At 41.5% G+C, this 26361-nt stretch carries 17 protein-coding genes; 9 read left to right on the forward strand and 8 right to left on the reverse strand.

All coding sequences use genetic code 11. The features are described 5' to 3' along the window. Positions 1 to 15 precede the first annotated feature (15 nt). Both CZ367_RS11410 and CZ367_RS11415 read left to right on the forward strand, forming a co-directional pair. A complete protein-coding gene (locus CZ367_RS11410; protein ID WP_077196965.1) occupies positions 16 to 1641 on the forward strand; it encodes a DUF6056 family protein in 1626 nt (541 codons plus the stop codon). Further along, the gene (locus tag CZ367_RS11415) at positions 1632 to 2618 is read left to right on the forward strand and encodes an acyltransferase family protein (RefSeq protein ID WP_077197448.1); all 987 of its coding nucleotides are present in this window, start codon (positions 1632 to 1634) and stop codon (positions 2616 to 2618) included. The genes CZ367_RS11410 and CZ367_RS11415 overlap by 10 nt, the downstream gene beginning before the upstream one ends. Before the next feature lie 583 nt (positions 2619 to 3201). Here the strand turns inward: CZ367_RS11415 and polA are convergent. Next, the gene (gene polA, locus CZ367_RS11420; protein WP_077196966.1) at positions 3202 to 5964 is read right to left on the reverse strand and encodes a DNA polymerase I; all 2763 of its coding nucleotides are present in this window, start codon (positions 5962 to 5964) and stop codon (positions 3202 to 3204) included. Positions 5965 to 6053: 89 nt separating this feature from the next. On the opposite strand from polA, the gene CZ367_RS11425 reads away from it, so the two are divergent. Further along, positions 6054 to 7031: a polyprenyl synthetase family protein gene (locus tag CZ367_RS11425; RefSeq protein WP_077196967.1), complete on the forward strand. Its 978-nt coding sequence runs from the start codon at positions 6054 to 6056 to the stop codon at positions 7029 to 7031. Between the two features lie 821 nt (positions 7032 to 7852). Here the strand turns inward: CZ367_RS11425 and deoC are convergent. From deoC to mnmG, 7 genes are all read right to left on the reverse strand, one after another. Then, entirely contained in the window at positions 7853 to 8764 is a 912-nt protein-coding gene (gene deoC / locus CZ367_RS11435) for a deoxyribose-phosphate aldolase (RefSeq protein WP_077196969.1), read from the reverse strand. A 22-nt stretch (positions 8765 to 8786) separates the two neighbouring features. Next, positions 8787 to 9653, reverse strand: coding sequence for a type II CAAX endopeptidase family protein (locus CZ367_RS11440; RefSeq protein ID WP_077196970.1), 867 nt, complete (start codon positions 9651 to 9653; stop codon positions 8787 to 8789). A gap of 330 nt (positions 9654 to 9983) precedes the next feature. Then, positions 9984 to 10310, reverse strand: a complete 327-nt coding sequence (locus tag CZ367_RS11445) for a nucleotide pyrophosphohydrolase (protein WP_077196971.1) — start codon at positions 10308 to 10310, stop codon at positions 9984 to 9986. A gap of 36 nt (positions 10311 to 10346) precedes the next feature. Beyond that, a complete protein-coding gene (gene dtd / locus CZ367_RS11450; RefSeq protein ID WP_077196972.1) occupies positions 10347 to 10799 on the reverse strand; it encodes a D-aminoacyl-tRNA deacylase in 453 nt (150 codons plus the stop codon). Positions 10800 to 10811: 12 nt separating this feature from the next. Then, a complete protein-coding gene (gene uvrC / locus CZ367_RS11455; RefSeq protein ID WP_077196973.1) occupies positions 10812 to 12665 on the reverse strand; it encodes an excinuclease ABC subunit UvrC in 1854 nt (617 codons plus the stop codon). Between the two features lie 490 nt (positions 12666 to 13155). Beyond that, positions 13156 to 13686 (reverse strand): adenine phosphoribosyltransferase, encoded by a 531-nt coding sequence (locus CZ367_RS11460; protein ID WP_077196974.1) that lies wholly within the window; start codon positions 13684 to 13686, stop codon positions 13156 to 13158. Between the two features lie 59 nt (positions 13687 to 13745). Next, the gene (gene mnmG / locus CZ367_RS11465; RefSeq protein WP_077197449.1) at positions 13746 to 15617 is read right to left on the reverse strand and encodes a tRNA uridine-5-carboxymethylaminomethyl(34) synthesis enzyme MnmG; all 1872 of its coding nucleotides are present in this window, start codon (positions 15615 to 15617) and stop codon (positions 13746 to 13748) included. Positions 15618 to 16790: 1173 nt separating this feature from the next. Between mnmG and CZ367_RS11470 the strand changes: the two genes are divergently transcribed. The 6 genes from CZ367_RS11470 (at position 16791) to CZ367_RS11495 (ending at position 26226) form a co-directional block, all read left to right on the forward strand. Beyond that, positions 16791 to 17477 (forward strand): succinate dehydrogenase/fumarate reductase cytochrome b subunit, encoded by a 687-nt coding sequence (locus CZ367_RS11470; RefSeq protein WP_077196975.1) that lies wholly within the window; start codon positions 16791 to 16793, stop codon positions 17475 to 17477. Positions 17478 to 17504: 27 nt separating this feature from the next. Further along, positions 17505 to 19487, forward strand: a complete 1983-nt coding sequence (locus CZ367_RS11475; RefSeq protein ID WP_077196976.1) for a fumarate reductase/succinate dehydrogenase flavoprotein subunit — start codon at positions 17505 to 17507, stop codon at positions 19485 to 19487. 37 nt (positions 19488 to 19524) lie between these two features. After that, positions 19525 to 20280, forward strand: coding sequence for a succinate dehydrogenase/fumarate reductase iron-sulfur subunit (locus CZ367_RS11480; RefSeq protein WP_077196977.1), 756 nt, complete (start codon positions 19525 to 19527; stop codon positions 20278 to 20280). A gap of 1009 nt (positions 20281 to 21289) precedes the next feature. After that, entirely contained in the window at positions 21290 to 22435 is a 1146-nt protein-coding gene (locus CZ367_RS11485; protein ID WP_077196978.1) for an N-acetyltransferase, read from the forward strand. Between the two features lie 58 nt (positions 22436 to 22493). Then, the gene (locus CZ367_RS11490) at positions 22494 to 24449 is read left to right on the forward strand and encodes a DNA topoisomerase IV subunit B (protein WP_077196979.1); all 1956 of its coding nucleotides are present in this window, start codon (positions 22494 to 22496) and stop codon (positions 24447 to 24449) included. 193 nt (positions 24450 to 24642) lie between these two features. Further along, positions 24643 to 26226: a S41 family peptidase gene (locus tag CZ367_RS11495; protein WP_202613129.1), complete on the forward strand. Its 1584-nt coding sequence runs from the start codon at positions 24643 to 24645 to the stop codon at positions 26224 to 26226. Positions 26227 to 26361 lie beyond the last annotated feature (135 nt).

Consider the following 26361-nt stretch of genomic DNA (forward strand, 5'->3'; position numbering starts at 1 on the left):
TACCCCACCGAAGAAATGAAAACCATAGAAGGCAACGGAAAACTGTTTTGCATCATTGTTAGTGCAGTGTTTGTATTGCTCAACTATCTTACACCCATTACGCTTTCGGACGATATACTTTACCATTGCATTTGGCAACTTGACGAAACTGCCCCCAAACTGCCCTTAGAAAGCGTTTCAGACCTTATCACATCGCAGCTTAACCATTATCAGGTGGTGAACGGACGTGTATGGATACACACCCTTCTGCAGCTCTTTGCAGGCTTCTTAGGTAAGGGATTGTACAATGTGGTACAAGGTGTTGTGTGCTATGCTTTTGTACGAATGATGGCACGCTATGTGGCTAAAACAAAGCCAACACTATGGCACGTGGTACTTGTAGTGTTGGCTTTGTTTGTTTTCCTCCCAGGGTTTGCGGGTGCTTACTTATTCTTTTGTGCAGGTATCAACTACCTTTGGGTATCATTGGTAGTGATAACTTTCCTTTATCGGTTTGAACGTTCAGACAATAAGGGCTTTTCTTTTCTTACGGCAGCCTTGGCTTTTCTTGCAGGTTGGTCGCACGAAGGCATCGCTTTACCCCTTGCCTTAGCTTTTGTGGTTTACCTCTTTGTGCATCGCACAGCCGCATTTAAAGGCTCTCACACGGTTTATATTGCCCTCTTCCTATTGGGTACAGCCCTTTGCATTTATCCGCCTTTAACCATCGATAGGGCAGGCATAGGGCAGATAGGTGCAGAGGGTTTCCTCAAACAACGCCTATTGGCTGCACTCTCGTTGCTTCAGAAAGGTCATCTTGTCTATGTGCTTCCGCTTACGTTGGCTTATCTTTTTGTGCGCCATCGTACGTTTTTCAAGTCGTGGATACGTTCACAATGGTTCTTATTGGTGGCTTTCACAGGTGCTTTTGGTATTGCTATGCTAAGCGGATTTCCCGAGTCGCGTACGCTTTACTATTCCGAATGGATAGCCTCACTGCTACTTTTTAATCTTGTTCTTCGTCTTAAGGTGCGTCGCAAAGCTGTTGCAGTGACGGCTATGTGTGGTGTTATGCTGTTTTTCTTAGTTCCGACCCTTGTCCTGTCGGTAGAGAACCACAACAATTATGAAGATATGCTGGAGCAATGCCGCAAACCTAAGAATACCACGGTATGGGTGCGACAGATAGCCAAACCTAAGAATGTGTTTATGGGCTATATCTTTACCAATTATGTGAGAGAGTCGGTGCGTTTCGGACGTTTCGAATTGGCACAGGGTTGGGACACTAAGAACGAGTATGTGCGCAGTGCTGCAATGCTTTTCCATAAGCCTGAACTCTGTTTTCTACCTGCTTCGCTCCGCTCTGCCCTTGGTATTGTAAACCCTATTAAGCCAATAAAGCCCGTTAAGAGCGAGAATGCTGAACTGATGGCAGTGCAACTTCCTAATGCTGTGTTGCCCTCGTCCGTATGGTTGGAATTAAAGAAAGAGCGCACCAATGAGATGAGTTTTAAAGACAAACTCTTCTCTTATCCTTCGTGCGAATACCCTATTGAGAAAGGAAAGTATGGTGTAGTAAGGTTGCACAATCGCCATTACCTGCTGTTGTGTTTACCTTCTATGAATATTCAGAAACGTATAAAAAATGTGAGGTGGAAGTAGAAAGAAATATACGTAAACACTGGGTAGACTTGCTTCGTGGCTTGTGTATGATAGCAATATTGCTCGACCATACCGAAATCTACTACACGGGCAGCAACATCATTGATTATAGTTTTTATGTGGTCAATGCCTTGGTGATATTCTTTTTTCTTTCAGGTTATCTTTTTTATAAGTCGAATACCGATTTTTCGATAATACATAAGTTGCGTTCTATTGCTCGGAGCATATTGCTTCCCTATTTTGTTTTCACTATGGTGATAGCTCTGCCCAAATCATTTGCGCATAGTTACGATATATCTTCTACATTGCTTTCTATTCTTACAGGCGATGCTTCGTGGTTTGTAGCCGCTTTGGCTGTTGCTGAAGCTATTTTTGCGTTGATGTTGTGGGCAAGTAAGGGACGAAATATTCTGCTTGCCATGAGCGCAGCGTTGTGTTTTGTGGGTTGCTATGTGCTGTCTACTCGTGAAATCCTATGTTACTGGCATATCGAAAATGCATTTTTGGCTGTTCCGCTGCTCTATTTGGGCTACCTTTACCATCGATACGAACACCATTTTTATCGTTTTTCACGTCCATTATACACTGTGTTTTTGCTTTTCCTTTTAGTTCTGCTCAAGGTGTATGAGCATAGTGCAGGTATAACCTTCTTGATAGAACCCATCCGAGTGGGCAATTGGTATGTCTTTTGGGCTGATGTGCTTGTTTCGATACTCTGTTTGGTGCAAATTAGCAAGGCAATGGGCGAAGTATATTGGTTGGAATGGACGGGTAGGCGTAGCCTTGTTTATTATTTCTTTTCAGGCGGTGTGCCTTTGTGTGTATCGTGGGGATTGGGTAAAATGGGTATGAATTATTCTTCAACCTATTGCAACGTAGTATTTGCCTTCTTATGTGTTTATTTGTTTGCTTCGCTCATTGCAGGCTGCGTATATCGCTATTTTTCGTTTGTTTTAGGAAAAGGGAAGAGGGAATAAAGTTTAAATCCTTTTTCATTTATAGCTTAAAGTTTGTGAAAGGAAAAATAGACCAATCTGTCTTATCGTTAAATATCTGAATAATACTCTTTTAATAAATTGATTATCAGATACTTATATCTGCGTTATAAAACATATATGTTTTGCCTCCTCAAACATATATGTTTTACCCTCTCAAAGTTCAACTTTGACCTTGTCAAACATATATGTTTTGCTTTCCAAAGATTGATGTCTTGCCTTGAATAGATGGTGAGCGGAAGAATAGAACAATAAATTCTATAATATAAGCGCTTCTTTATAGTGGCATTTTTCTTCTTTTTACACCCTTAATAAGGCACTGTTTGTATCTTTTTTGTGGTATAACATACTTACATTTCTTCAATAGTTCTTTTGTAATTAGTAATATATTGAAAATCAATATGTTAACGGATTGTTTACACTTTTATGAGGGAATATTTGTTTACAATTTACATTTTTATGAGGGGAAGTTGAGGTATAACTTACACTTTTATGAGGGAAAACACAAAAAGAGTGGATAGCAACGGGGGCTATTCACTCTTTTCTAAGTTTCTTTTGTATTAATTTAATGCGCTTCCAACCAGTTTTTACCCCACCCAGCATCAGCCACGAGAGGCACACGGAGGGTGTAGGCGTTTTGCATTTCTTCTATTACGATGCGTTCCACTTGCTCTTTTTCATCAGGATACACGGAGAAGTTGAGTTCGTCGTGTACTTGGAGAATCATCTTAGACAGAATATTCTCTTCTTCAAAACGCTTGTGAATATGTATCATTGCAACCTTTATGATGTCGGCTTCTGAACCTTGGATAGGTGCATTTATAGCGTTGCGCTCTGCAAAGCCACGTACAGTGCCGTTTTTGCTGTTAATATCGGTAAGATAACGGCGACGATGGAAGATGGTCTCTGCATATCCTTTCTCTCGTGCCGTCTGTTTTGCCCACTCCATATAGGCTTGTACCTTTGGGAAGGTGCGGAAATAGCCTTCTATCAGCTCTTTAGCTTCGCTGTTAGGTATGTCCATTCGTTGGGCAAGACCGTAGGTAGTGATGCCGTAAATGATGCCGAAATTGGCTTGTTTTGCCTTTTTACGCTGCGCATCATTGACATTTTCTATCTCTTCGTGCCATATTTTGGCAGCCGTAGCACGGTGAATATCCTGTCCACTGCGAAAGGCTTCCATCATATTTTCGTCCTCAGAAAGGTGTGCCATAATGCGAAGCTCTATCTGACTATAATCGGCTGAGAAGAAAAGGCAACCCTCTTCAGGGATAAAGCACTTGCGAATTTCCTTGCCATCATCAGTGCGCACGGGGATATTCTGAAGGTTTGGGTCGCTTGAAGACAAGCGTCCTGTTGCTGTAAGTGCTTGATTGAAAGACGTGTGTATGTGTCCTGTATGCTTTTTTATCAACTTTGGAAGTGCGTCAATATAAGTACTGAGCAGCTTCTTTATGCCTCGATAATCGAGAATTTTCTGTACAATAGGGCTTTTGGCTTGCAGACTGAGCAACACTTCTTCGCTTGTAACATACTGACCTGTCTTTGTTTTCTTGGGTTTCTCCATTATTTGGAGCTTTCCGAAGAGTATTTCGCCCACCTGTTTCGGACTTGATATGTTGAATTGTTCGCCTGCAAGTTCGTATATCTCACGTTCGTATTGGTTCATACGTTCGGTAAAGATGCGTGAAGTTTCCTCTAATGCCTCTGTATCAAGGCGTATGCCGTGGAGTTCCATATCGGCAAGCACACACACAAGTGGCATTTCGATGTTCCAAAATAGGTCTTCAGCCTCTACGGCTTTAAGTTTGGGTTCTAAAACATTTTTGAGCTGGAGTGTAATGTCGGCATCTTCGCACGCATACTCGTATATTTCGGCAGGAGCGAGGTCACGCATACTTTTTTGGTGTTTACCTTTTGCGCCTATGAGTTCGTCAATATGAATGGTAGTGTACTGTAATAGCGATTCAGCCATAAAGTCCATATTGTGATGAAGTTCGGGTTGAATGAGGTAATGGGCAAGCATTGTGTCGAAAAGTTTTCCTTTCAGCTTTATACCATAGCGATGCAACACCTCATAGTCGTACTTTATGTTTTGTCCTATTTTAAGGATTTCCTCATTTTCGTAGACAGGTCGGAATATTTCTATCCATTTTTGAGCTTCCTCACGATTATCGGGAATAGGCACATAAAAAGCCTTGTGTTCCTCTACGGAAAAGCTCAAACCTACCAATTCTGCATCAATAGCATCTGTGGAAGTGGTTTCTGTGTCTAAACTGATAAATGGTTTTGTTAAGAAAAAGTCACAAATTAGCTTTGCTTCTTCCTCATTTTCAATGAGTTTATACTCGTGTTCTACTGTTTTAAGGCAAGAATTAAGGCTTGTTTTTTGAACTTCTGTGTCTTCGGCTTGATTTATGGCGAATAAATCGAGCTGTGAATTATCGCTTTTTGTGGTTTGTTTGTTTTTGTTAACAAACTTATTGAGCAGTGTGCGAAACTCTAATTCGGTGAAGAGATGGGTGAGTTGTTCCTCATCGGGCTGTTCCACTTTCATCTCGTCCCAACTGATAGAGATTGGAACATCGGTTCGGATAGTGGCTAAGAACTTCGACATCTTTATATCGTCTACGGCTTCTTCCACTCTCTGACGCTGTTTGCCCTTCAGTTGGTCGGTGTTGGCAAGTAGGTTTTCGACCGAGCCAAACTGATTGATAAGTTTTGCTGCTGTTTTTTCGCCAACTCCCGGGCAACCGGGGAAGTTGTCTGCCGAGTCGCCCATTAAGGCAAGGAGGTCTATCACCTGTTCGGGAGAGGGGATACCATATTTTTCTTGTATCTCGCCTTCACCAATTATTTCGTATCCACCTCCGTGACGAGGGCGATACATAAACACGTTGTGGCGCACAAGCTGTCCGTAATCTTTGTCGGGTGTAAGCATAAAAGTCTCGATTCCATCGCTCCCAGCTCGTAGGGCAATGGTACCGATGATGTCGTCTGCCTCAAAGCCGTCTACTTGTAAAATAGGGATGCGCATAGCCCGAAGTATCTCTTTGATATAAGGTACAGCTGACGAAATATCCTCTGGTGTTTCGTCACGTTGTGCCTTATATTGTGGGAACGCATCGTGACGGAAGGTGAGCCCGTGGTCGAACGCAACGGCAATATGGGTGGGCTTTTCCTTGGTTAAAACTTCGTTGAGCGTGTTGCAAAAACCCAATATGGCGGATGTATTTTGCCCCTTAGAGTTAACTCGAGGGTTCTTTATGAATGCGTAATAGGAGCGAAAGATGAGTGCAAATGCATCGATCAGTATCAGTTTATCCATGCTTTATATATTTTTTTAGGGTAAAATTACTAAAAAAATGCCACATATACGGATTATATTCAGTATTTTTGTAACAAAATTATTTTGGTATGGATTATCTATCGATTATAAAACTACCCATAAGAGAAGAACTTGATGAATTTGTGCGCTTGTTCAATCAGTCGCTTACCCATAAGGAAGGACTGCTTGCACAGGTGTTGGAACACATTCGGAATAGGGGAGGAAAGCGTATGCGACCTATGCTTATGTTGCTGATAGCCAAGAATTTTGGCGAGGTAACGTTTGTGGCGCAGAATGCGGCAATAGGCTTAGAACTCCTCCATACTGCCAGTCTTGTACACGATGATGTGGTGGACGAGAGTGGTGAACGCCGTGGGCAAGCATCGGTGAACGCAACTTATAATAACAAGGTGGCTGTGTTGGTGGGCGACTATATACTGTCAACGGCATTGCTCAATGTGGCTTTGACAAAGTCGGAAGCAATTGTGCGCGACCTTGCAGAGCTTGGACGCACGCTATCGAATGGTGAAATACTTCAGCTCACTAATATTTCGAACCAAGAAATATCAGAAGAGGTTTATTATCAGGTGATTAAGCAGAAGACAGCAGCCTTGTTCGAGGCTTGTGCAGTGATAGGTGCAAAGGCTGGAAATGCAAGCGAAGAGGCGGTGGAAGCTGCACGAATGTTTGGACAGAACATAGGTATTATATTCCAGATACGTGACGATATATTCGATTATTACGACTCTAAAGAAATAGGAAAACCAACGGGCAACGATATGGCTGAAGGTAAGCTCACTTTGCCTGTTATTTATGCGCTGAACACTACTCAAGATAAGGAAATGTTGGCATTGGCAATGAAGGTGAAAGAGGGCGAAGTGTCGGCTGAAGAAATTGCTAAGTTGGTGGCATTTACCAAGGAGAATGGCGGTATAGAGTATGCCGAACACAAGATGGAAGAGTTTCATACGGAGGCGGTTGGCTTCATTTCGGAGCACGTAACCGACCCACAGATAGCTGCTGCATTGCAAGCTTATCTTGATTTTGTGATACAGCGAAAGAACTAATAAAATAAGATTTTGCCGTTATCAACAATAATTTAATGGCGGATAGATTTTAACACTTTAAAATGCGAAATAGGATTGTTTCTTATTTCGCATTTTTAGTTTTAAATCACCTAATATCCATTTTGTGGTTGCCAAAGTTGAACTTTGGAAAGGTGAAACATATATGTTTTGCACCCTCAAAGTTGAACTTACAGCCCTTCATAGATGAACTTATACCTTCCGAAAACATAACAATTGCTATGTTTTTTGTTCTTTTCTGTCTTTCAGTCGTTCTATATTTACCCAACTGTGATGCGTTGTTTTTGCACACATTCTTTTGTTTATGTGTAACGTGAAGTGTATTAATGAGATACAACTGCACACGAATAAACCGCATATTTCTGTCCGAAGTTCTTTTTGGTTGTAAATGCGCAAAATATGGAGAATGGTTTTAACACTTCAGGCCGTAAAAGTGGTAAAACAGAATAATGGAAGGAAAGAAAGGGAAAGGTGCAATTAGGGCTACTCTTTATACATATCTCGATTAACTTAAAAATTCGTTCCTTTTATCAAGAAGTTAGAGGAGTTAAAGGGAGTTAAGTACAAATGCTTGTGGGGTAACGTAGGGGCTCCTTGTGCACATTAAAGTCTGTTTCAAAAAGAGCTTTCTTTTAGCAATATTTTAAACAGCGATATGTATAGAGATAGGCAAGTAGGGTAGGGAGAGGGCTTCTTGCTTTTAGAGAAAGCTAACGGATAGGCAAGCGGAATACTAACAAGAAACAAAAAAAGGACAACCAAGGGTGAGCTCAGTTGTCCTTTAGATATAGTTTTAAAAGTGATTAGAAGAACTTGATTTCTTTGCCTTCAATTTCGCTCAAGAGGAGATTTGTGAGACGACTTGTACCCAAACGGAACCAGTAGTTATCGAGCCACTTTTCGCCCAAAACTTCTTTGTAGATGGTGTAGAAGATAACGGCGTCCATCACGGTGTTGATGCCTCCAGCTGGCTTCAAACCAACCTGAATACCTGTTTTATCGTAGAACTCCTTGATAGCTTGGCACATTACGTAAACCGACTCTGGAGTTGCGCTAACCTTCTCTTTACCTGTGCTGGTCTTGATGTATTCAGCACCAGCAAACATAGATAGAAGAGCTGCAATCTTAATGTTGCGTGGGTTCTTGAGATTACCTGTTTCGAGGATTACCTTCATTGGGATTTCACCACAAGTTTGCTTCAATTCGCTTACTTGGTCGTACACATCTTCATAGTCGCCAGAGAGAACTTTGCCTACTGGGATAACGATGTCGATCTGTGTTGCACCATCTTTGATAGCCAAAGAAGTTTCGATGGTTTTTACTTCAAGGAAAGTTTGTGAAGATGGGAAATTGCCTGTAACATTGGTAATGTCTACCCCGTCTACTTCAAGGCTTTCAGCGATGAGCTTTGTGAAGCAAGGATAAGCGCATACGGCTGCAACGTGAGGGAGGGTAGGGTACTCTTTAGCAAACTGGTTTACCTTTTCTACCATTGCAAGGATGCCTTCTTCGGTGTCTTCGGTGCGAAGTGAGGTAAGTTCGACACTACCTAAGAGGAACTTTTTCACCTCTAATGTGTCGTTTTCAGCCACCTTTTCTTCGATAATTTTCTTAACTGCTGCCTTTACTTCCTCGTCTGTGATGTCGAGATTGTACTGCTTTAGCATTTCGTCATACTTGCTGACGCTGTTGATTTTGTTTTCGTTTTGTTCCATAGTTGTTTGTATTTATAAAGCGTTATTCTAATGTTTTTTGCGTGTTTACGAGCCCTTTATCGTACAATTTCTTGATGGTATAAGCGGTAATGCACATACCTAAAAAGGCTGCAATGAGTGAGGCTTCTGCGCCAAATTCGCCTCCTGTAATGTAAGAATTGTCTCCTAATATTGGGGTGATGATGCTTTCGCCTACTCGATTGCCCGATACGGCAAATCCGAAGATGTTGCCTTGGGTGTAATTCCATATCCAATGCACACCGATAGGTGCCCAAAGGCTGCCTGTAAGTTTATAATATGCACCGAAAAAGAAGCCTATTTCGAGAACGATGGCGGTAGTTGACCACCACGTTGCGTTGTCGTTTGTGATGTGAACATAGCCAAAGAGTAGGGCAGAGATGAGAGTTGCTGCCCAAAAGCCAAATCGCTCGTCTATCATTCGGAAAAGAAAGCCGCGGAAAGTTATTTCCTCGCACGCTGCTACCGTGAGATAGAAGGCTATCATACTCAATTGAGAAAGCGGATTGAACTGAACCGACTGCACCTTGTATTGTCCCAAAATAACCATAATGACAACCACCGAAACGAAGTAAGTCAGTCCTAAGCTGATGCCTCTTAATGTTTTAGAAGGCATATTAACCCATTTAAGCTCGTCTGTCGTGCGTTTTTCCACTTTCCGTACCCATACTTGGTAGAGCCAAAATAAGAGCATAGAGAGCGGAATACAGGTGAAAAATATGATGCAAGAAGCTACTGTTTGGTTGCTTGTGGCTTCTTGAACAATACATAAAGGACTTTCGGCAATACTTCCTAAGATAAGGAATAGCACAAAGCCGATAGCCAATTTAGCTGCCCAAATTAGATTTTTCTTTATTGTTTCTTTGTTCATATTTGGTGTATATCTTTATTTTTTTATTGTTGTTTGCTGCTTTTAAAATGTAGGGGCGTGATTTATCACGTTCCAAGCATCCGTCTTTGCATCAACGAAACCCGATACATATTGATGAACTTGCGAATAAATCGAGTCCTACACCGCAGCAAATGGAAGTGTTGGCTTTAACTCCAAGTGAGTCTAACGAGTGGTAACTCTCCTTAACTCCTCTAACTCCTGAGAAGTAGAACTCAATAAATCGAGCCCCTACGCTACCGCAAATGGAGGTATTAGCTTTAACTTCTTCTAACTCCCCATAACTCCTTTAACTTCTCAAAGAAACTCCTTCTACGTTGTCAGCTTAGGGTTGTTGCGATGCCTTTCTTTATCGCGTTGGGTCTTTTTCGCAAAGCTCTTTTCCAACTCTTCTTCAAGGTTTACCCCCGTTTGGTTGGCTATGCAGGTGAGTACCCATAACACATCGGCTATCTCTTCGCCTATATTGGGTATCTCACCTTGCTTGAAGCTTTGGTCTCCGTAGGCTCTCGACATTACACGTGCTAATTCGCCAACCTCTTCGGTTAGACAAGCCATATTTGTGAGTTCGCTAAAATAGCGCACACCGTATGTTTTTATCCAACTGTCTACTCGCTGTTGTAATTCGTCTATTGACATCTTTACGCTCCTTGTTTTGCTGTTTTAGGGTTGATTTTATTCCTTGTTCTTGGTATCCATACAGATGGTTACAGGACCATCGTTGAGCAATTCTACCTTCATATCAGCCCCAAACTCGCCTTCGCCTACAGGTTTGCCCAATGCTGTGCTTAGCTCACGGCAGAAGAAGTTGTAGAGCGGAATAGAGATTTCGGGCTTTGCAGCGTGTATATAACTGGGTCGGTTGCCTTTCTTGTAGCTTGCCATAAGGGTGAACTGTGATACAACGAGGATTTCGCCATTGATATCTGTCACGTTTCGGTTCATTACACCCTCCTCATCATCAAATACGCGGAGGCCTACAACCTTCTTTATAAGCCATTGGGCATCTTCTTCGGTGTCGTCATTGCCGATGCCTAAGAGGATTAATAAGCCTTGATTGATGGTCGACTTTACTTTGTTGTCAATGGCTACTGATGCGTTTCGCACGCGTTGGACTACTATTCTCATACCGCAAATATACTATTTTTTATTCAAATTTTGGTCTGTTGGGTGGAAATAATTGTATAATAAGGTGGCTTTGGCTGTTCCAAGCACCGCTGTAAGCGACTGTATATCAGCTGCTTTTATCTTTCTTACACTCTTAAAGTGCTTCATAAGCTGTTCTTTACTTATTGTTCCGATACCTTTAATATCGTCTAACTCGCTATGTAACTGATGTTTAGATCGTTTCTCCCTATGGAATGTTATGGCAAAACGATGCACCTCGTCTTGTATTTGGGTCAATATTTTGAACAGCTCAGAGTTGGTTGGAACGCCAATAGTTTGAGGCGGAAAACCGTAAAGTAGCTCGTTGGTGCGGTGGCGATTGTCCTTAGCAAGTCCTGCGATGGGGATTTGCAACCTCAATTCGTCCTCTACAACGGCACGTACCACCTCCATTTGCCCTTTACCACCATCGGTAATGATGAGGTCGGGTAGGGGTTCTTCGGCTTCTATCATACGGCTGTAACGTCGTCGAACTACTTCTTGCATTGACGCATAATCGTCTGGACCGACAACAGTCTTGATGTTGTATTTTCTATAATCTTTTTTCGAAGGCCTCATAGCTTTATAAACCACACATCCTGCTACGGCATCTGTACCCGAAATGTTCGAGTTGTCGAAACATTCAATGTGATAAGGCAGCTTTGGGAGTTTAAGTTTGTCTTGCAATTCCTTCATCAATCGTGTCTGTTTCTGCTCAGGATTGAGTTTCTCTGCTTGTTTTAGACGGTCGAATTTATGCTGTTTAGCATTCATTTCAGAGAGTTCTAAGAGGTGTTTCTTGTCCCCTCGCTGTGGAATAAAGAACTCTGCATTCTTTATTTTGAAGTCTAATTCAAACGGAACGATAATCTCTTTCGCCTCACTTTGAAATCTTTCACGTATCTCTGGTATAGCTTCATTGAGCAATTCTGCATCTGTTTCCGCCAATTTGCGTTTGTATTCAAAGGTGAAACTTTGATTGATTGCGCCATTTGTAACGTGGATATAACTGATAAAAGCATTCTTTTTGCTGTCATCGTTTACAATGCTGAACACGTCAACATCTGAGATGGAGTGGCTTACAATTTCACTTTTGGCAGCAAAACCCTCTAATGCAATGTAGCGTTGTTTGTGCATTTCTGCCTCTTCAAATCGTAATTCTGCTGCCGCTGCCTCCATCTTTTCCTTTAAAATACGCTGCACTTCACGTGTATTACCTTTAAGTATTTGGCGTGCTTGCGCCATATTTTGCTGATAATCGTCGAACGTTTGCTTTCCGATACACGGTGCTCCGCAATTTCCAAGATGATATTCCAAGCACGCTTTGTACTTCTTTTGTTCTATTCCCTCTTGTGTTATGGGAAATCTACAAGTACGTGGCTTGTACACTTTCTTGATGATGTCGAGAATAGCGTGCATACTCTTAACGTTGGAATATGGACCGTAGAATGTTCCGTAACGCTTGTTAATGTTGCGAGTGTTGAACACACGAGGGAAATACTCCTTGGTTACGCAGATGCTGGGATAGGTTTTGCCATCTTTCAGTAGAACGTTGTAGCGTGGTTGATACTGTTTGATGAGTTGATTTTCTATCAATAAAGCATCTTCCTCCGAATTTACAACCGTGTAAGTTATGTTGTGAATTTTCGAAACGAGCACTTTGGTCTTAAATCTATCGGTCTCTTTATGGAAATAGGACGACACTCTATTCTTTAAGTTTTTAGCTTTCCCTACGTATATAATAATCCCTTCCTTATCATAGTATTGATAAGTGCCAGGCTTACTTGGTAGATTGCTAACAATCCCTTTAAGATACGCCAATCGTTTCTCGTTTTCTTCTTTATTCATTTTCGGTAACTCCTTTGTTTAAAGGTGTTTTAAGGCTTTTTGTTTCACGTGGAACTATAATCTTAAACTTTGTTTCACACGTTTTGGAGGTGCTTCCTGTATCGTTTCGAAGTCTATTTTTTACTGTTTAGAAGTTTATCTTTTACCTTTTCTAAGTCTACCTCTTGTCTTTTGAAGTTTATCTTGCATCTTTTTTAGCTTTATCTAAAATCTTTAAAAGTTGCATCTTGAACTTTCAAAGCTTTTATCAATGCCGATAGAGAGTTCGCTCTTTTTCACCAAAAACCGAAAGACTTATGGTTTGTGTCTTTCGGTTTTGATGCTTTTATGTAGAAGTTTGGTTCTCTACTTTTGTAGTTCTAATAAACTTACATTCGATGTTTTTGAACTTACATTTCGATGTGTTGCTTTTTATTGTTATTGATTTTCTGCGCTTCAGTTTGATGTTTTGCAGTTTTGGGTTCTATTTAAAGCAATTGAGCGAATAAGTTTAGAACTGGAGTAGGGAAGATATTTCAATATCTTTATCAAACTCATCGCGGCTATTAGGGAACTCTTCGTGCAATTCGATGATAAAGTTGCAGTACACCTTCTTTGGGTTGAACTTCTTTACGAGGTGACAAGCAGCCTTCATTGTTCCACCTGTAGCGAGCAAATCGTCGTGTAAGAGAACCACATCATCCTCGCTTATGGCATCTTTGTGGATTTCTATGGTATCTACACCATATTCTTTCTCATAGCTCTCTTGAACTGTCTCGCATGGAAGTTTACCAGGCTTGCGACAAAGTACGATGCCTGCGCCTAAGCGAAGTGCCAAAGCAGACGACATAACGAAGCCTCTACTTTCTATTCCCACAATCTTTGTGATGCCTTTATCCTTGTATAGCTCATACATTTGGTTGGTTATCTCTTCCAAAGCTACAGGAGATTTAAACAAGGTGGTAACATCTCGGAAATTAACTCCCTTTACTGGCCAATCTGGAATGCATCTAAGATGGTCGAGAAGTATTTTACTGTTCATTTTCAGTTAGTTATATATTAAATGTTTTATTAATTGTTTCACGTGGAACGAAGTGTGTTTTATCGTCCCATAAGTACCAATAGGACGTTAATATCACTTGGGCTCACCCCTGGAATGCGGCTCGCTTGGGCGAGCGTCTCGGGCTGTATGCGCTCCAACTTTTGACGACACTCTGTTGATAGGTCGTGAATGGACGCATAATCGAAGTGTCCTTTTATCTTTATATCCTCCAATCGGTGCATTTTTTCAGCAAAGGTGCGTTCGCGTTCGATGTATCCTTTGTATTTCATCTTTATTTCTGCAGCCTCTGTAATTTCATCTTTACGATTTGGAAGTTGCTCTATTATCTCTTTTAGTGCGGGCAATTGCTTGGATAAGTTCATTAATCCGATGCCAGGGCGTGCTATTAGGTCTACTATCTTTGCAGTTCCGTGGAGTGGGGAACTGCCTATTGACTCCAAATAACCATTAATATGGTTCGGTTTCACCGCTGTTGTTTCGCATAAAGCAATGATTTTATCGATAGCCTCTTTCTTTTCTACCCACCAATCATAACGGTTGCGCTTTGCCACACCAAGATGGTAAGCCCGTTCGGTCAATCGAGCATCAGCATCATCTTGACGTAAGAGAATGCGATATTCAGCTCTTGAGGTAAACATACGGTACGGTTCGTCTACGCCCTTTGTTGTTAAATCGTCGATTAATACGCCAATATAACTCTCATCACGCTTCATTACGAAGGGTTCAGACCCACTACAAAGCAGCGCAGCGTTAATACCTGCCACCATTCCTTGACCTCCAGCCTCCTCGTAACCAGTCGTTCCGTTTACCTGTCCTGCAAAGAACAGACCCGAAATAATCTTCGATTCCAACGAAGGTTTCAGTTGAGTAGGGGCGAAATAATCGTATTCGATGGCATAACCGGGACGATAGATTTTGGCATCACGCAACGCAGGAATTTTATGAATAGCTTCGAGCTGAATTTCCCACGGCATACTTGACGAAAAACCATTAAGATACATTTCGTTCGTGTCCACCCCTTCAGGTTCGAGAAACAAAGGGTGCGTATTCTTGTCAGGAAATGTAACGAGCTTGGTTTCGATAGATGGGCAGTAACGAGGGCCTGTACTTTGGATTTGTCCGTTGAAAAGGGGAGAATCTGCTACCCCTTTGCGCAATATCTCGTGCGACTCTTCGTTGGTGGAACACGTCCAACAAGGCAATTGAGGTAATGCTCTGTGTGCTCCGAAGTAAGAAAACTGGTGATAATCTGTTTCCCCTGGTTGTTCCTCCATTTCATCGAAGTGAACCGAGCGTTTGTCTATGCGAACAGGCGTTCCCGTTTTCATTCTGTCAGAACGTATGCCGTGACGTGTGATACTTTCAGCAAAGTGATGCACGGCAGGTTCGGCACATCGTCCACCCTCCACTTGTCGGCGACCGATGTGCATTAATCCGTTGAGGAAAGTTCCAGCTGTTATGATTACGGTACGGGCAAAGAGTTCAATGCCCCATATTGTTCTAACGCCTACGGCTTGATTGTTTTCAACGAAAAGTTCGTCCGCTTGGTCTTGAAAAATGTCAAGATTGTCGGTATGGTCTAAGTTTTTTTTCCATTCCCAAATAAACTTTTCGCGGTCGCACTGTGCACGTGGACTCCACACGGCAGGCCCTTTAGAGCGATTGAGCATACGGAATTGTATGGCTGTTGCATCGGTGATAAGTCCCATCTGACCACCGAGTGCATCGATTTCACGAACAATCTGGCCTTTAGCAATTCCACCCACGGCAGGGTTACAGCTCATTTGTCCTATTTTGTTCATATCCATTGTTACGAGGCATACCTTTGCTCCAATATTTGCAGCAGCAGTTGCCGCCTCGCAACCAGCGTGTCCTCCGCCAATCACAAGTACATCATACTTGAACTTTATGCTCATTCTTCTCTATTTTTTGGCAAAAGTAAGAAATTTAATTGAATAACCGATGCACTTTTAATATATATTGTGTGTTTTGTTGTTCAATTATGTTTTTGGCTATTTGTTTTGTCGTAATTGCTCTTTAGGGTACTCATTTTTAAGTTTTGCATATTATGTTTTGTTTCGGTATAATTATGCTAATAGATGAATATAACTTCTGTTTTGGGAAACAGCATTTTAACTTTTAAATTAGCAAGATAGAGTGTATAAAAAGAGTATATATATCTAAAAAGTTTAAATATTGCATTTTTGATTTCCCAAAGTTGAACTTTGAATGTGCCAAAGTTCAACTTTGACCCTACCAAACATATATGTTTCACCCTTCCAAAGTTCAACTTTAAGCGCTTGTTTTTGGTTGAATGGTTTGATTAAATGTTCTTTATTTTACTTTAAACTGTAGTTGTTTATTGCACAATATTTGTTTTTTCGTTGTAAATATTTAGAAATCAAGTAGATATAATTGCACGCTCAAAACGCTCGTATTTGCAAGCAAAGTGCACTTTGGTTCTAAATATGAGAAATATGAGGTGGGTATTTAACACGATTTGTATTCATTAACTATTTATTCTAAATAATGGTATTGTCTTTTTGAATATTTATTATCGTTCGTCAATTAGTGCTTGCTGCCCCCTCTTATTTGTTGTATTAGGTTCTAAAAATTAGTCTGTTCTACTATCTTTTTGATAGTATTCCTTTCCTATTGCTTATCTGTTTCAGCTCAAATTGTGTTTTTATAGCAATAAGTAGGTATTTTCTCTTATCAAAACGATTAAATACCAATTGTATAATAGATGTGCCTTGATTTTATAATTTGTTTACTTTTTAGCTTGTTTTTTCTATTTATTGTGTGTCTAAGTTGCCTTGCAGCTATCAAATTACCGATATGTCTTGTTTAGACACTGTCAATATTACTTATTTATGATGACTTTTGTGTTTGTTTTTCATTAAAAATCTTTGCTTAATAATTAAAATATAGTAAATTTGCATCGCACTGTGGGCTATCAAAATACCAACAAATGAGTATTTGAAAGTGAAAAATCACTAAAAGCGATATGCCTATTGCGGCTCTGTGAAATGCGCTCGGAAAATTAATTCTAACAGTTTAAATATTTAAAAAATCAAACATTTATGTGGTTAATCAATTCTTCTATTGGTAGAAAAGTTGTGATGTCTGTTACAGGTATTGCGCTTATTCTATTCCTGACATTCCACATGTCGATGAATATTGTTGCTTTGTTCTCTGGCGAGGCATACAATATGATTTGTGAATTCTTAGGTGCCAACTGGTATGCAGTTGTAGCAACAGTGGGTCTCGGTGCGCTTACCGTAGCTCATATTGTTTATGCTTTCATTCTTACGGCACAGAATCGCAGAGCGCGTGGTAGTGAGCGTTACGCTGTAAACGGCTCAAGTCCTAAGGTGGAATGGGCATCTAAGAACATGCTTGTCTTGGGTATCATTATCCTTTTGGGTATGTTGCTCCACTTGTTCAATTTCTGGTACAATATGATGTTTGCCGAACTTATGCACATCGAGATGCAGTTTGCACCATCTGATGGTTTCTCTTACATCAAGGAAACATTTGCTAATCCTGTCTTTGTAGTGCTCTACATTGTATGGCTTTGTGCTATCTGGTTCCACCTTTCACATGGTTTTTGGTCAGCAATGCAGACAGTTGGTGTGAATGGTAAGGTATGGTTTAACCGTTGGAAGATGATAGGTTTGGTTTACACCTCTCTTCTTATGTTAGGTTTCCTCGTTGTTGTACTCGCATTTGCATTTGGTTGCGCACCAAGCCTTTGTTGTGCAGCTTAATTCATAATATTAGAAAGATACAAGATTATGGCTAAAATATTAGATTCTAAAATTCCTGCAGGACCAGTAGCTGAGAAGTGGACTAACTATAAGGCACATCAGCGTTTGGTTAACCCAAAGAATAAATTGAAGCTCGATGTTATCGTTGTTGGTACAGGTTTGGCTGGTGCAAGTGCGGCAGCATCACTCGGCGAAATGGGCTTCACTGTTTACAATTTCTGTATTCAGGACTCACCACGTCGTGCACACTCTATCGCTGCACAAGGTGGTATCAATGCTGCAAAGAACTATCAAAACGATGGCGACTCTATCTATCGTTTGTTCTACGACACTGTAAAGGGTGGTGACTACCGTGCTCGCGAAGCAAATGTTTACCGCTTGGCTGAGGTGGCTAATGACATCATCGACCAATGCGTGGCTCAAGGCGTTCCTTTCGCACGCGAATATGGTGGTATGTTGGCTAACCGTTCGTTCGGTGGTGCACAGGTATCACGTACCTTTTATGCTAAGGGACAGACCGGTCAGCAGCTTTTGCTCGGTGCATACTCTGCCCTCAGTAAGCAGATAAATGATGGTCGTGTTAAGCTATATACACGCTACGAAATGGAAGACGTTGTTATCGTTGACGACCACGCTCGTGGTATCATTGCTAAGAACCTTATAACAGGTAAGCTCGAACGCTTCTCTGCTAACGCAGTAGTTATCGCTACTGGTGGTTATGGCAATGCTTACTTCCTTTCTACAAATGCTATGGGTTGTAACTGTACAGCAGCTGTTCAGTGCTATCGTAAGGGAGCTTACTTTGCTAACCCTGCTTACGTTCAAATTCACCCTACATGTATTCCTGTACACGGTGACAAGCAGTCAAAGCTCACATTGATGTCGGAATCATTGCGTAACGATGGTCGTATTTGGGTACCAAAGAACATCGAAGATGCTAAGGCTTTGCAGGCAGGAACTAAGAAAGGCTCTGACATTCCTGAGGAAGAACGCGACTACTATTTGGAACGTCGTTACCCTGCATTTGGTAACCTCGTACCTCGTGACGTGGCTTCACGTGCTGCTAAGGAGCGTTGCGACCACGGATTCGGTGTAAATAATACTGGTTTGGCTGTATTCCTCGACTTCTCTGAAAGTATCAACCGCCTCGGTATCGATGTTATTCGTCAGCGTTATGGCAACCTCTTTGATATGTACGAAGAGATTACAGACGTTAATCCAGGCGAATTGGCAAAGGAAATCAATGGTGTTAAATATTACAATCCAATGATGATTTACCCAGCTATCCACTACACAATGGGTGGAATTTGGGTAGACTACGAATTGCAGACCACTATCAAGGGTCTCTTCGCAATCGGTGAATGCAACTTCTCTGACCACGGTGCTAACCGCTTGGGTGCATCTGCATTGATGCAAGGTTTGGCTGATGGTTACTTCGTATTGCCTTACACCATTCAGAACTACTTGGCTGACCAAAGTCTTTGGGCAAAGGTTTCAACCGACCACCCAGAGTTTGTTAAGGCAGAAAAGGGCGTTCAGGACGAAATCGACCGCTTGATGAACATTAAGGGTAAGCGCAGTGTTGACTCAATTCACAAGGAGTTTGGTCGCATTATGTGGGATTACGTTGGTATGGGACGTACTGCTGAGGGCTTGAAGACAGGTTTGGAAAAGATGAAGGAAATCCGTAAGGAGTTCGAAACCAACCTCTTTATTCCTGGAAGCAAGGAAGGTTTGAATGTTGAACTTGATAAGGCTATCCACCTCCGCGACTTTATTACGATGGGTCAGCTCGTAGCTTACGATGCACTATCTCGTAATGAGAGCTGTGGTGGTCACTTCCGTGAAGAGTACCAAACTGAAGAAGGCGAAGCTAAACGCGACGACGAAAACTTCTTCTACGTGGGTTGTTGGGAGTATCAGGGTAGCGATACTGTTGCACCTGAGCTTATCAAAGAGCTACTCGAATACGAGGCTATTAAGGTACAAACACGTAACTACAAGAACTAATCAACAGGGTTACAAACATTAAAAAGTAAATTCGAAAATGGAGAAAAATATAAGTTTCACACTTAAAGTTTGGCGTCAGAACGGTCCTACAGCTAAGGGTTATTTTGACACATTTGAGATGAAAGACATCCCTGGCGATACTTCTTTCCTTGAGATGTTGGATATTCTCAACGAGCAATTGATAGAAGACGGTAAAGAACCATTCGTGTTTGATCACGACTGTCGTGAAGGTATCTGCGGTATGTGTTCACTCTATATCAACGGTCACCCACACGGACCAGCAACAGGAGCTACTACTTGCCAGTTGTATATGCGCCGTTTCAACGATGGCGATGTAATTACAGTTGAGCCTTGGCGTTCTGCTGCCTTCCCTGTAATCAAGGATTGTATGGTAGACCGTGGATCGTTCGACAAGATTATTCAGGCTGGTGGTTACACAAGCATTCGTACAGGACAGCCACAAGATGCAAATGCTATCCTTATTCCTAAGGAAGATGCTGACGAAGCTATGGACTGTGCTACTTGTATCGGTTGTGGTGCGTGTGTTGCAGCTTGTAAGAACGGTTCGGCTATGTTGTTCCTTTCGTCTAAGGTAAGCCAGTTGGCACTCCTCCCACAAGGTAAGCCAGAGGCTGCTAAGCGTGCTAAGGCAATGATTATGAAGATGGAAGAGCTCGGCTTCGGTAACTGTACCAACACTCGTGCGTGCGAAGCAGAATGTCCAAAGAACGAGTCTATTGCTAACATCGCTCGTTTGAACCGTGAGTTCATTAAAGCTAAGTTGGCTGACTAATCGCCCGTAAAGATTGACAAAATGAGCCTCCCATAGGCTTATCTATACTTGTTTGAAGCCTCACAATGCGTAAATTGCGTATTGTGAGGCTTTTTTTTGTAACGTTACCCCCTATTGTTTATCCCGTTTAGATATACACCTAAATTCAGTGCTTATTTTAGGGCTAACCCTTTGTTTTTTTATTGTTCTATTCTTTACCACTCTATCTTTCGAAACTAAGACATCTATCTTTGGCGTGCAAAACATATATGTTTGGCATTGTCAAAGTTCAACTTTGGGAGGGTAAAACATATATGTTTGACCACCCCAAACATATATGTTTTGTAACGACTTTCTAATCGTTTGATTTTCAAAAGGTTATACGTTCTGTTTTTTGCTCTTTGCCTTTTGCGTGTATTGTTCTATTTTTCCTTTTCTCAAAAATACTGATGTTGCCCTTTTTAGTTGGTTTCTTGTTGCTTTTTCGTTTTTGTTTTGGGGTTTATAGCAATGCTTTTGAACCCAAATCGGCAGTTATACTTCTTCGAGATTTGCGCGCTTATTTTGAGCTATTTTTGGTTGTTTTTGAAGACGTTTAGCGAGCTAAACAACTGAAAAAACAAACGAAAAGAGCCAAAATAAGGTGCAAAGACGAAGAAAAGCATAACATCTAAACGCTTTAAGGCTGGTTCTATAAATTACCACCGCATATCGTCATTAAATTTTTATGAAATACGTTTTGTTATCTTTTGGCTTCTTTTTGAGGTCAAAATGTAAGTTCGTTCAGTCGTGTAGCTCGCTACACTCCTTCGCTCTCTTGCATTTTGATCTCAAAAATAAGCTCAAAATCTAACAAAGCTAATTTATAGAACCAGCCTTAAAAAACCTTTGCGGGCTACTGACCGATTTGGGTTGAATAGCCGAAACTATTAATAATCAACAAAAAAGATACTAATATTTGGCACTTTTTCTTTAAATTATTAATTTTGTACGTTTAAAGTAGAGTATTAAAATAGAAAATATACATATAATGTCAGCAGTACATATACAAAAGGTAGAGGGAAAGAACGATTTAAAATCGTTTATCGAATTTCATTACGACCTCTATGAAAACAATCCATACGATGTGCCAAAGTTTTACAGCGATGAGTGGAATGTACTCTCGAAAGATAAGAATGCGGCCTTTGAATTTTGCGAAGCCGAGTATTTTTTAGCCATCAAAGATGACAAGGTGGTGGGACGTGTGGCAGCCATTATTAATCATAAGGCTAATCAGAAATGGGAGCGCAAGGAAGTACGCTTTGGTTGGATCGACTTTGTTGATGATATTGAGGTGTCTACTGCATTGCTCGATGCTGTGGCCAACTATGGCCGTTCAAAAGGTATGGAGCATATAGTTGGCCCTTTGGGCTTTACGGATATGGATCCTGAGGGAATGCTAATAATGGGTTTCGACCGATTGAGCACCATTGCTACCAATTACAACTACGATTATTACCCTCAACATTTTGAGCAGATGGGTGGTTGGGAAAAGGATATAGACTATGTAGAATATATCATCAATGTGCCCGATGCTATTCCTCCAAAGCTTGCTAAGCTATCAGAAATGATACAAAAGCGATATAATCTGCACATCAAAAAGCTTACAAAGAAAGACATTTTTGAGGGAGGATATGGCAGAAAGATTTTCAAGCTTATCAACGATACGTACAAAGACTTGTATGGCTTTTCTGAGCTTACTGATAAGCAGATAGACCAATACATTGCTCAATATTTCCCATTGGCTAATTTAGAGTTTATCACCGTTATAGAAGATGGCAATAAAGACAACCAAATAGCGGGTATGGGTATCACTATACCATCATTAAGCCGTGCTTTGCAGAAGTGTCGCAAGGGACGCTTGTTGCCTTTTGGGTGGTGGCACGTATTGCGCGCTATCAAGTTTACTAAGACCGAAGGTGTCGACTTGTTGCTTTTAGGCTTCTTGCCCGAATATCGTAGCAAGGGGGCAAATGCGCTATTGTTTTACGATTTAATCCCAAGATATATTAAGCACGGCATTAAATGGGGTGAAAGCCAAGTAGAGATGGAGACCAATGAGGGGGTACAAAGTCAATGGGAAATGTTTGATACGACCAATCATAAGCGTCGCAGATGCTATAAAAAAGCATTGTAACCATCATCTTGTTTGCTTGGAAGACGAGCAAGAAACATCGTAGAACTAAAACGTAAATATGGCGGAAGAGAACAAAGAATTAGTAGAATATACAGACGATAACATTCGACACTTGTCGGATATGGAGCACGTGCGTACACGCCCAGGTATGTATATCGGGCGTTTGGGCGATGGCAATTTACCCGAAGACGGTATCTATGTGTTGCTCAAAGAGGTTTTAGACAACTCTATTGACGAGTTTAAGATGCAGGCAGGCACACGCATAGAGATTGATATTGACGACAATCTGCGTGTATCGGTGCGCGACTACGGACGTGGTATTCCCCAAGGCAAGCTCGTTGAGGCTGTATCGATGCTCAATACAGGTGGTAAATACGACTCTAAGGCTTTTAAAAAGAGTGTCGGACTGAATGGTGTGGGTGTGAAAGCGGTCAATGCGCTTAGTGCTCATTTCTCTGTAAAGAGCTATCGTGATGGTAAGGTACGTGCGCTTTCGTTCGAGAAAGGCGACCTCAAGAGCGATGAAACCCACAATACCGAAGACGAGAACGGTACGTTTGTATATTTTGAACCTGATAACACGTTGTTCAAAAATTATAGTTTCCATAGCGATATTGTGGAAACAATGCTCCGCAATTACACTTACTTGAATACAGGACTTACCATTATGTACAATGGTAGACGCATTTTGAGTCGCCACGGATTGAAAGACTTACTTACCGACAATATGACCGTGGACTCGCTTTATCCTATTGTGCATCTTAAAGGCGAGGACATTGAAATCGCATTCACCCATACCAACCAGTATGGAGAGGAATACTACTCTTTTGTGAATGGACAGCACACCACGCAAGGCGGTACACATCAAAGCGCATTCAAAGAACATATAGCCAAGACTATCAAAGAGTTTTTTGGCAAATATGAGTATGGCGACATTCGTAATGGTATAGTTGCAGCCATTGCACTGAATGTGGAAGAACCTGTATTCGAGTCGCAAACCAAGATTAAGTTGGGGTCTACACAGATGGCACCTGAAGGCGATACCATCAATAAGTTTGTGGGCGACTTCATCAAGACCAATGTGGACAACTTCTTACATATCCACAAAGAAGACTTTACTGACATCTTAGAGACCAAAATAAAGGAAACCGAACGCGAGCGAAAAGCAATGGCAGGCGTTACAAAGTTGGCGCGTGAACGTGCAAAGAAAGCCAATCTGCACAATAGAAAGCTACGCGACTGCCGTATTCACTTCTGTGATGAGAAGAACGAGCGCAAGTCGGAGAGCTCAATCTTCATTACAGAGGGCGATTCTGCAAGCGGTAGCATTACCAAAAGTCGTGATGTGAACACACAGGCTGTATTCTCTTTGCGCGGAAAGCCTTTGAATTGCTACGGACTGACTAAAAAGGTGGTGTACGAAAACGAGGAGTTTAATCTCCTTCAAGCTGCTCTCGATATTGAAGAAGGTTTAGATACATTGCGCTATAACAAGGTAATTGTGGCTACCGATGCCGATGTTGATGGTATGCACATTCGATTGTTGATTATCACCTTCTTCCTTCAGTTCTTCCCAGAGTTGATTAAAAAAGGACACGTGTACGTGTTGCAGACTCCATTGTTCCGTGTTCGCAATCGCCGTTCTAAAATTAAGAACAAGAAAGTGATAGCCGAACAAGATGCAAAAGTGACTAAAGGCGGCAAGAAAAGCGACTTTATAACCCTTTATTGTTACACCGAGGAAGAACGACAGAACGCCATTCGTGACCTTGGACCTGACCCTGAAATCACACGATTTAAAGGTTTGGGAGAGATTTCACCCGACGAATTTATCCATTTCATCGGTCCTGATATGCGCTTAGAGCAGGTTACACTCCATAAAAACGACCAAGTTCAGAAGCTCTTAGAGTATTATATGGGAAAGAATACAATGCAGCGACAAAACTTCATCATCGATAATCTCGTTATAGAAGAGGACGTTCCGAAGGAAGAAGATGCAATGTTGGACGAATGAGAATATACTTTTAATTGATTGAAATACGCTGTTGGAACAACGGAAAGATGGCTGTTTAATAGACTAACTATGCTATTGGACAACGGAAAGATAGGGTATTTATTGATTAAATACGCTGTTGGAACAACGGAAAGATGGCTGTTTATCGATTAAAAGATAAGTTATAAGACAATTAAAGAAATACTAAATGACGATGAAGAATTTACTTTTCACACTTATACTCACCCTTTTATGCGGGGTAAAGACCGAAGCTCAAATCAATCTGAACTTTGGTGAAGACTCTCCATTGCGCAAGTTGCAGATGGCTAACATTGCCATATCAAACTTCTATGTGGATAAGATAGACGAAGAAAAGCTCGCAGAAGATGCTATCAAAGGTATGCTGAAAGCGCTTGATCCACACTCTACTTACACCAATGCAAAGGAGACTAAGGCGATGAACGAGCCATTGCAAGGCGACTTTGAAGGCATTGGTGTACAGTTTAATATGATTAACGATACGCTTGTAGTTATTCAGCCAGTAGTGAATGGTCCGTCTGAGAAGGTTGGAATTATGGCTGGCGACCGCATTGTGATGGTAGATGACAGTCTTATTGCTGGTGTTAAGATGGCTCGAACCGACATTATGAAGCGGTTAAGAGGCAAGAAAGGCACTAAAGTGAAGCTAACTATTGTGCGCCGAGGTGTGAAGAATAAGCTCTCATTTATCGTTACCCGTGCCAAAATACCTGTACATACGGTTTATGCGGCTTATATGATTCGTCCTTCAGTGGGCTATATTCGCCTTGAGAGCTTTGGAGCAAAGACACACGATGAATTTATGTCTGCCATCGATTCACTCAAGCGTAAGGGAATGAAAAGCCTTATTCTCGACCTTCAAGATAATGGCGGCGGTTATTTAGAGTCGGCTGTTAAAATCTCTAACGAGTTCCTTCGTAGTGGCGATATGATAGTTTACACGGAAGGAAGACGAGTTCAACGCCAGTCATTTAAGGCTCGGGGGAATGGCAAACTTCAAGACTTGCCAACATACGTATTGGTAAATGAGCTTTCTGCGTCGGCTGCAGAGATTGTTTCAGGTGCGTTGATGGACAACGACAGAGCAATGGTTATCGGTCGTAGAACCTTCGGAAAAGGGCTTGTACAGCGTCCTTTTGTGTTGAACGATGGAAGTATGATACGTTTAACCGTGGCTCATTATTACATTCCAAGTGGTCGTTGTATTCAGAAACCTTACAAGAAAGGCGACAAGGAAGACTACGAAATGGATTTGGAGAAGCGTCTCAAGCACGGCGAACTTACTAATCCCGATAGCATACACTTTGCCGACTCGTTGAAATTCTTCACCGTTCGCAAGCATCGAACCGTGTATGGAGGCGGAGGAATTATGCCCGACTACTTTGTACCATTAGACACAATGAAGTTTACAAAGCTCCATCGCCAGCTATTAGCCAAGAATATAATGATGGACATCTATCTAAAGTATGCTGACAACAACCGCAAGCAACTTAGAAGTAAGTATAAGAATTTTGAGAAGTTTATTGCCGACTATCAAGTTCCTCAGTCATTGACCGATGAAATGATAGCCGAAGCAAAGCGTCAAAAGATAGAAGCTAAGGACAAGGACGAGCTTTCACGCACAATAAGTTATCTTAGCAAGCAAATAAAATCGCTTGTTGCACGTGATATATGGGATATGAACGAGTATTTCCGTGTGTGGAACGAAGAGAACGATATCGTAAAGAAAGCTTTGGAAGTAGTTTCTGAAGGGAAGTAAATGGAGGTTTATTAGGAGTAAAGAATTTATTTTTAAGGATTTAAGGGGAGTTAGAGGGAGTTAAGGAGTTAAAGCCAATAGTGCCGTTTGCAGCGTGTAGGGGCGTGATTTATCACGTTCCGTAGTTTTGAAAGG

This window comes from Prevotella ihumii (genome assembly GCF_900155655.1).
GTDB lineage: Bacteria > Bacteroidota > Bacteroidia > Bacteroidales > Bacteroidaceae > Prevotella > Prevotella ihumii.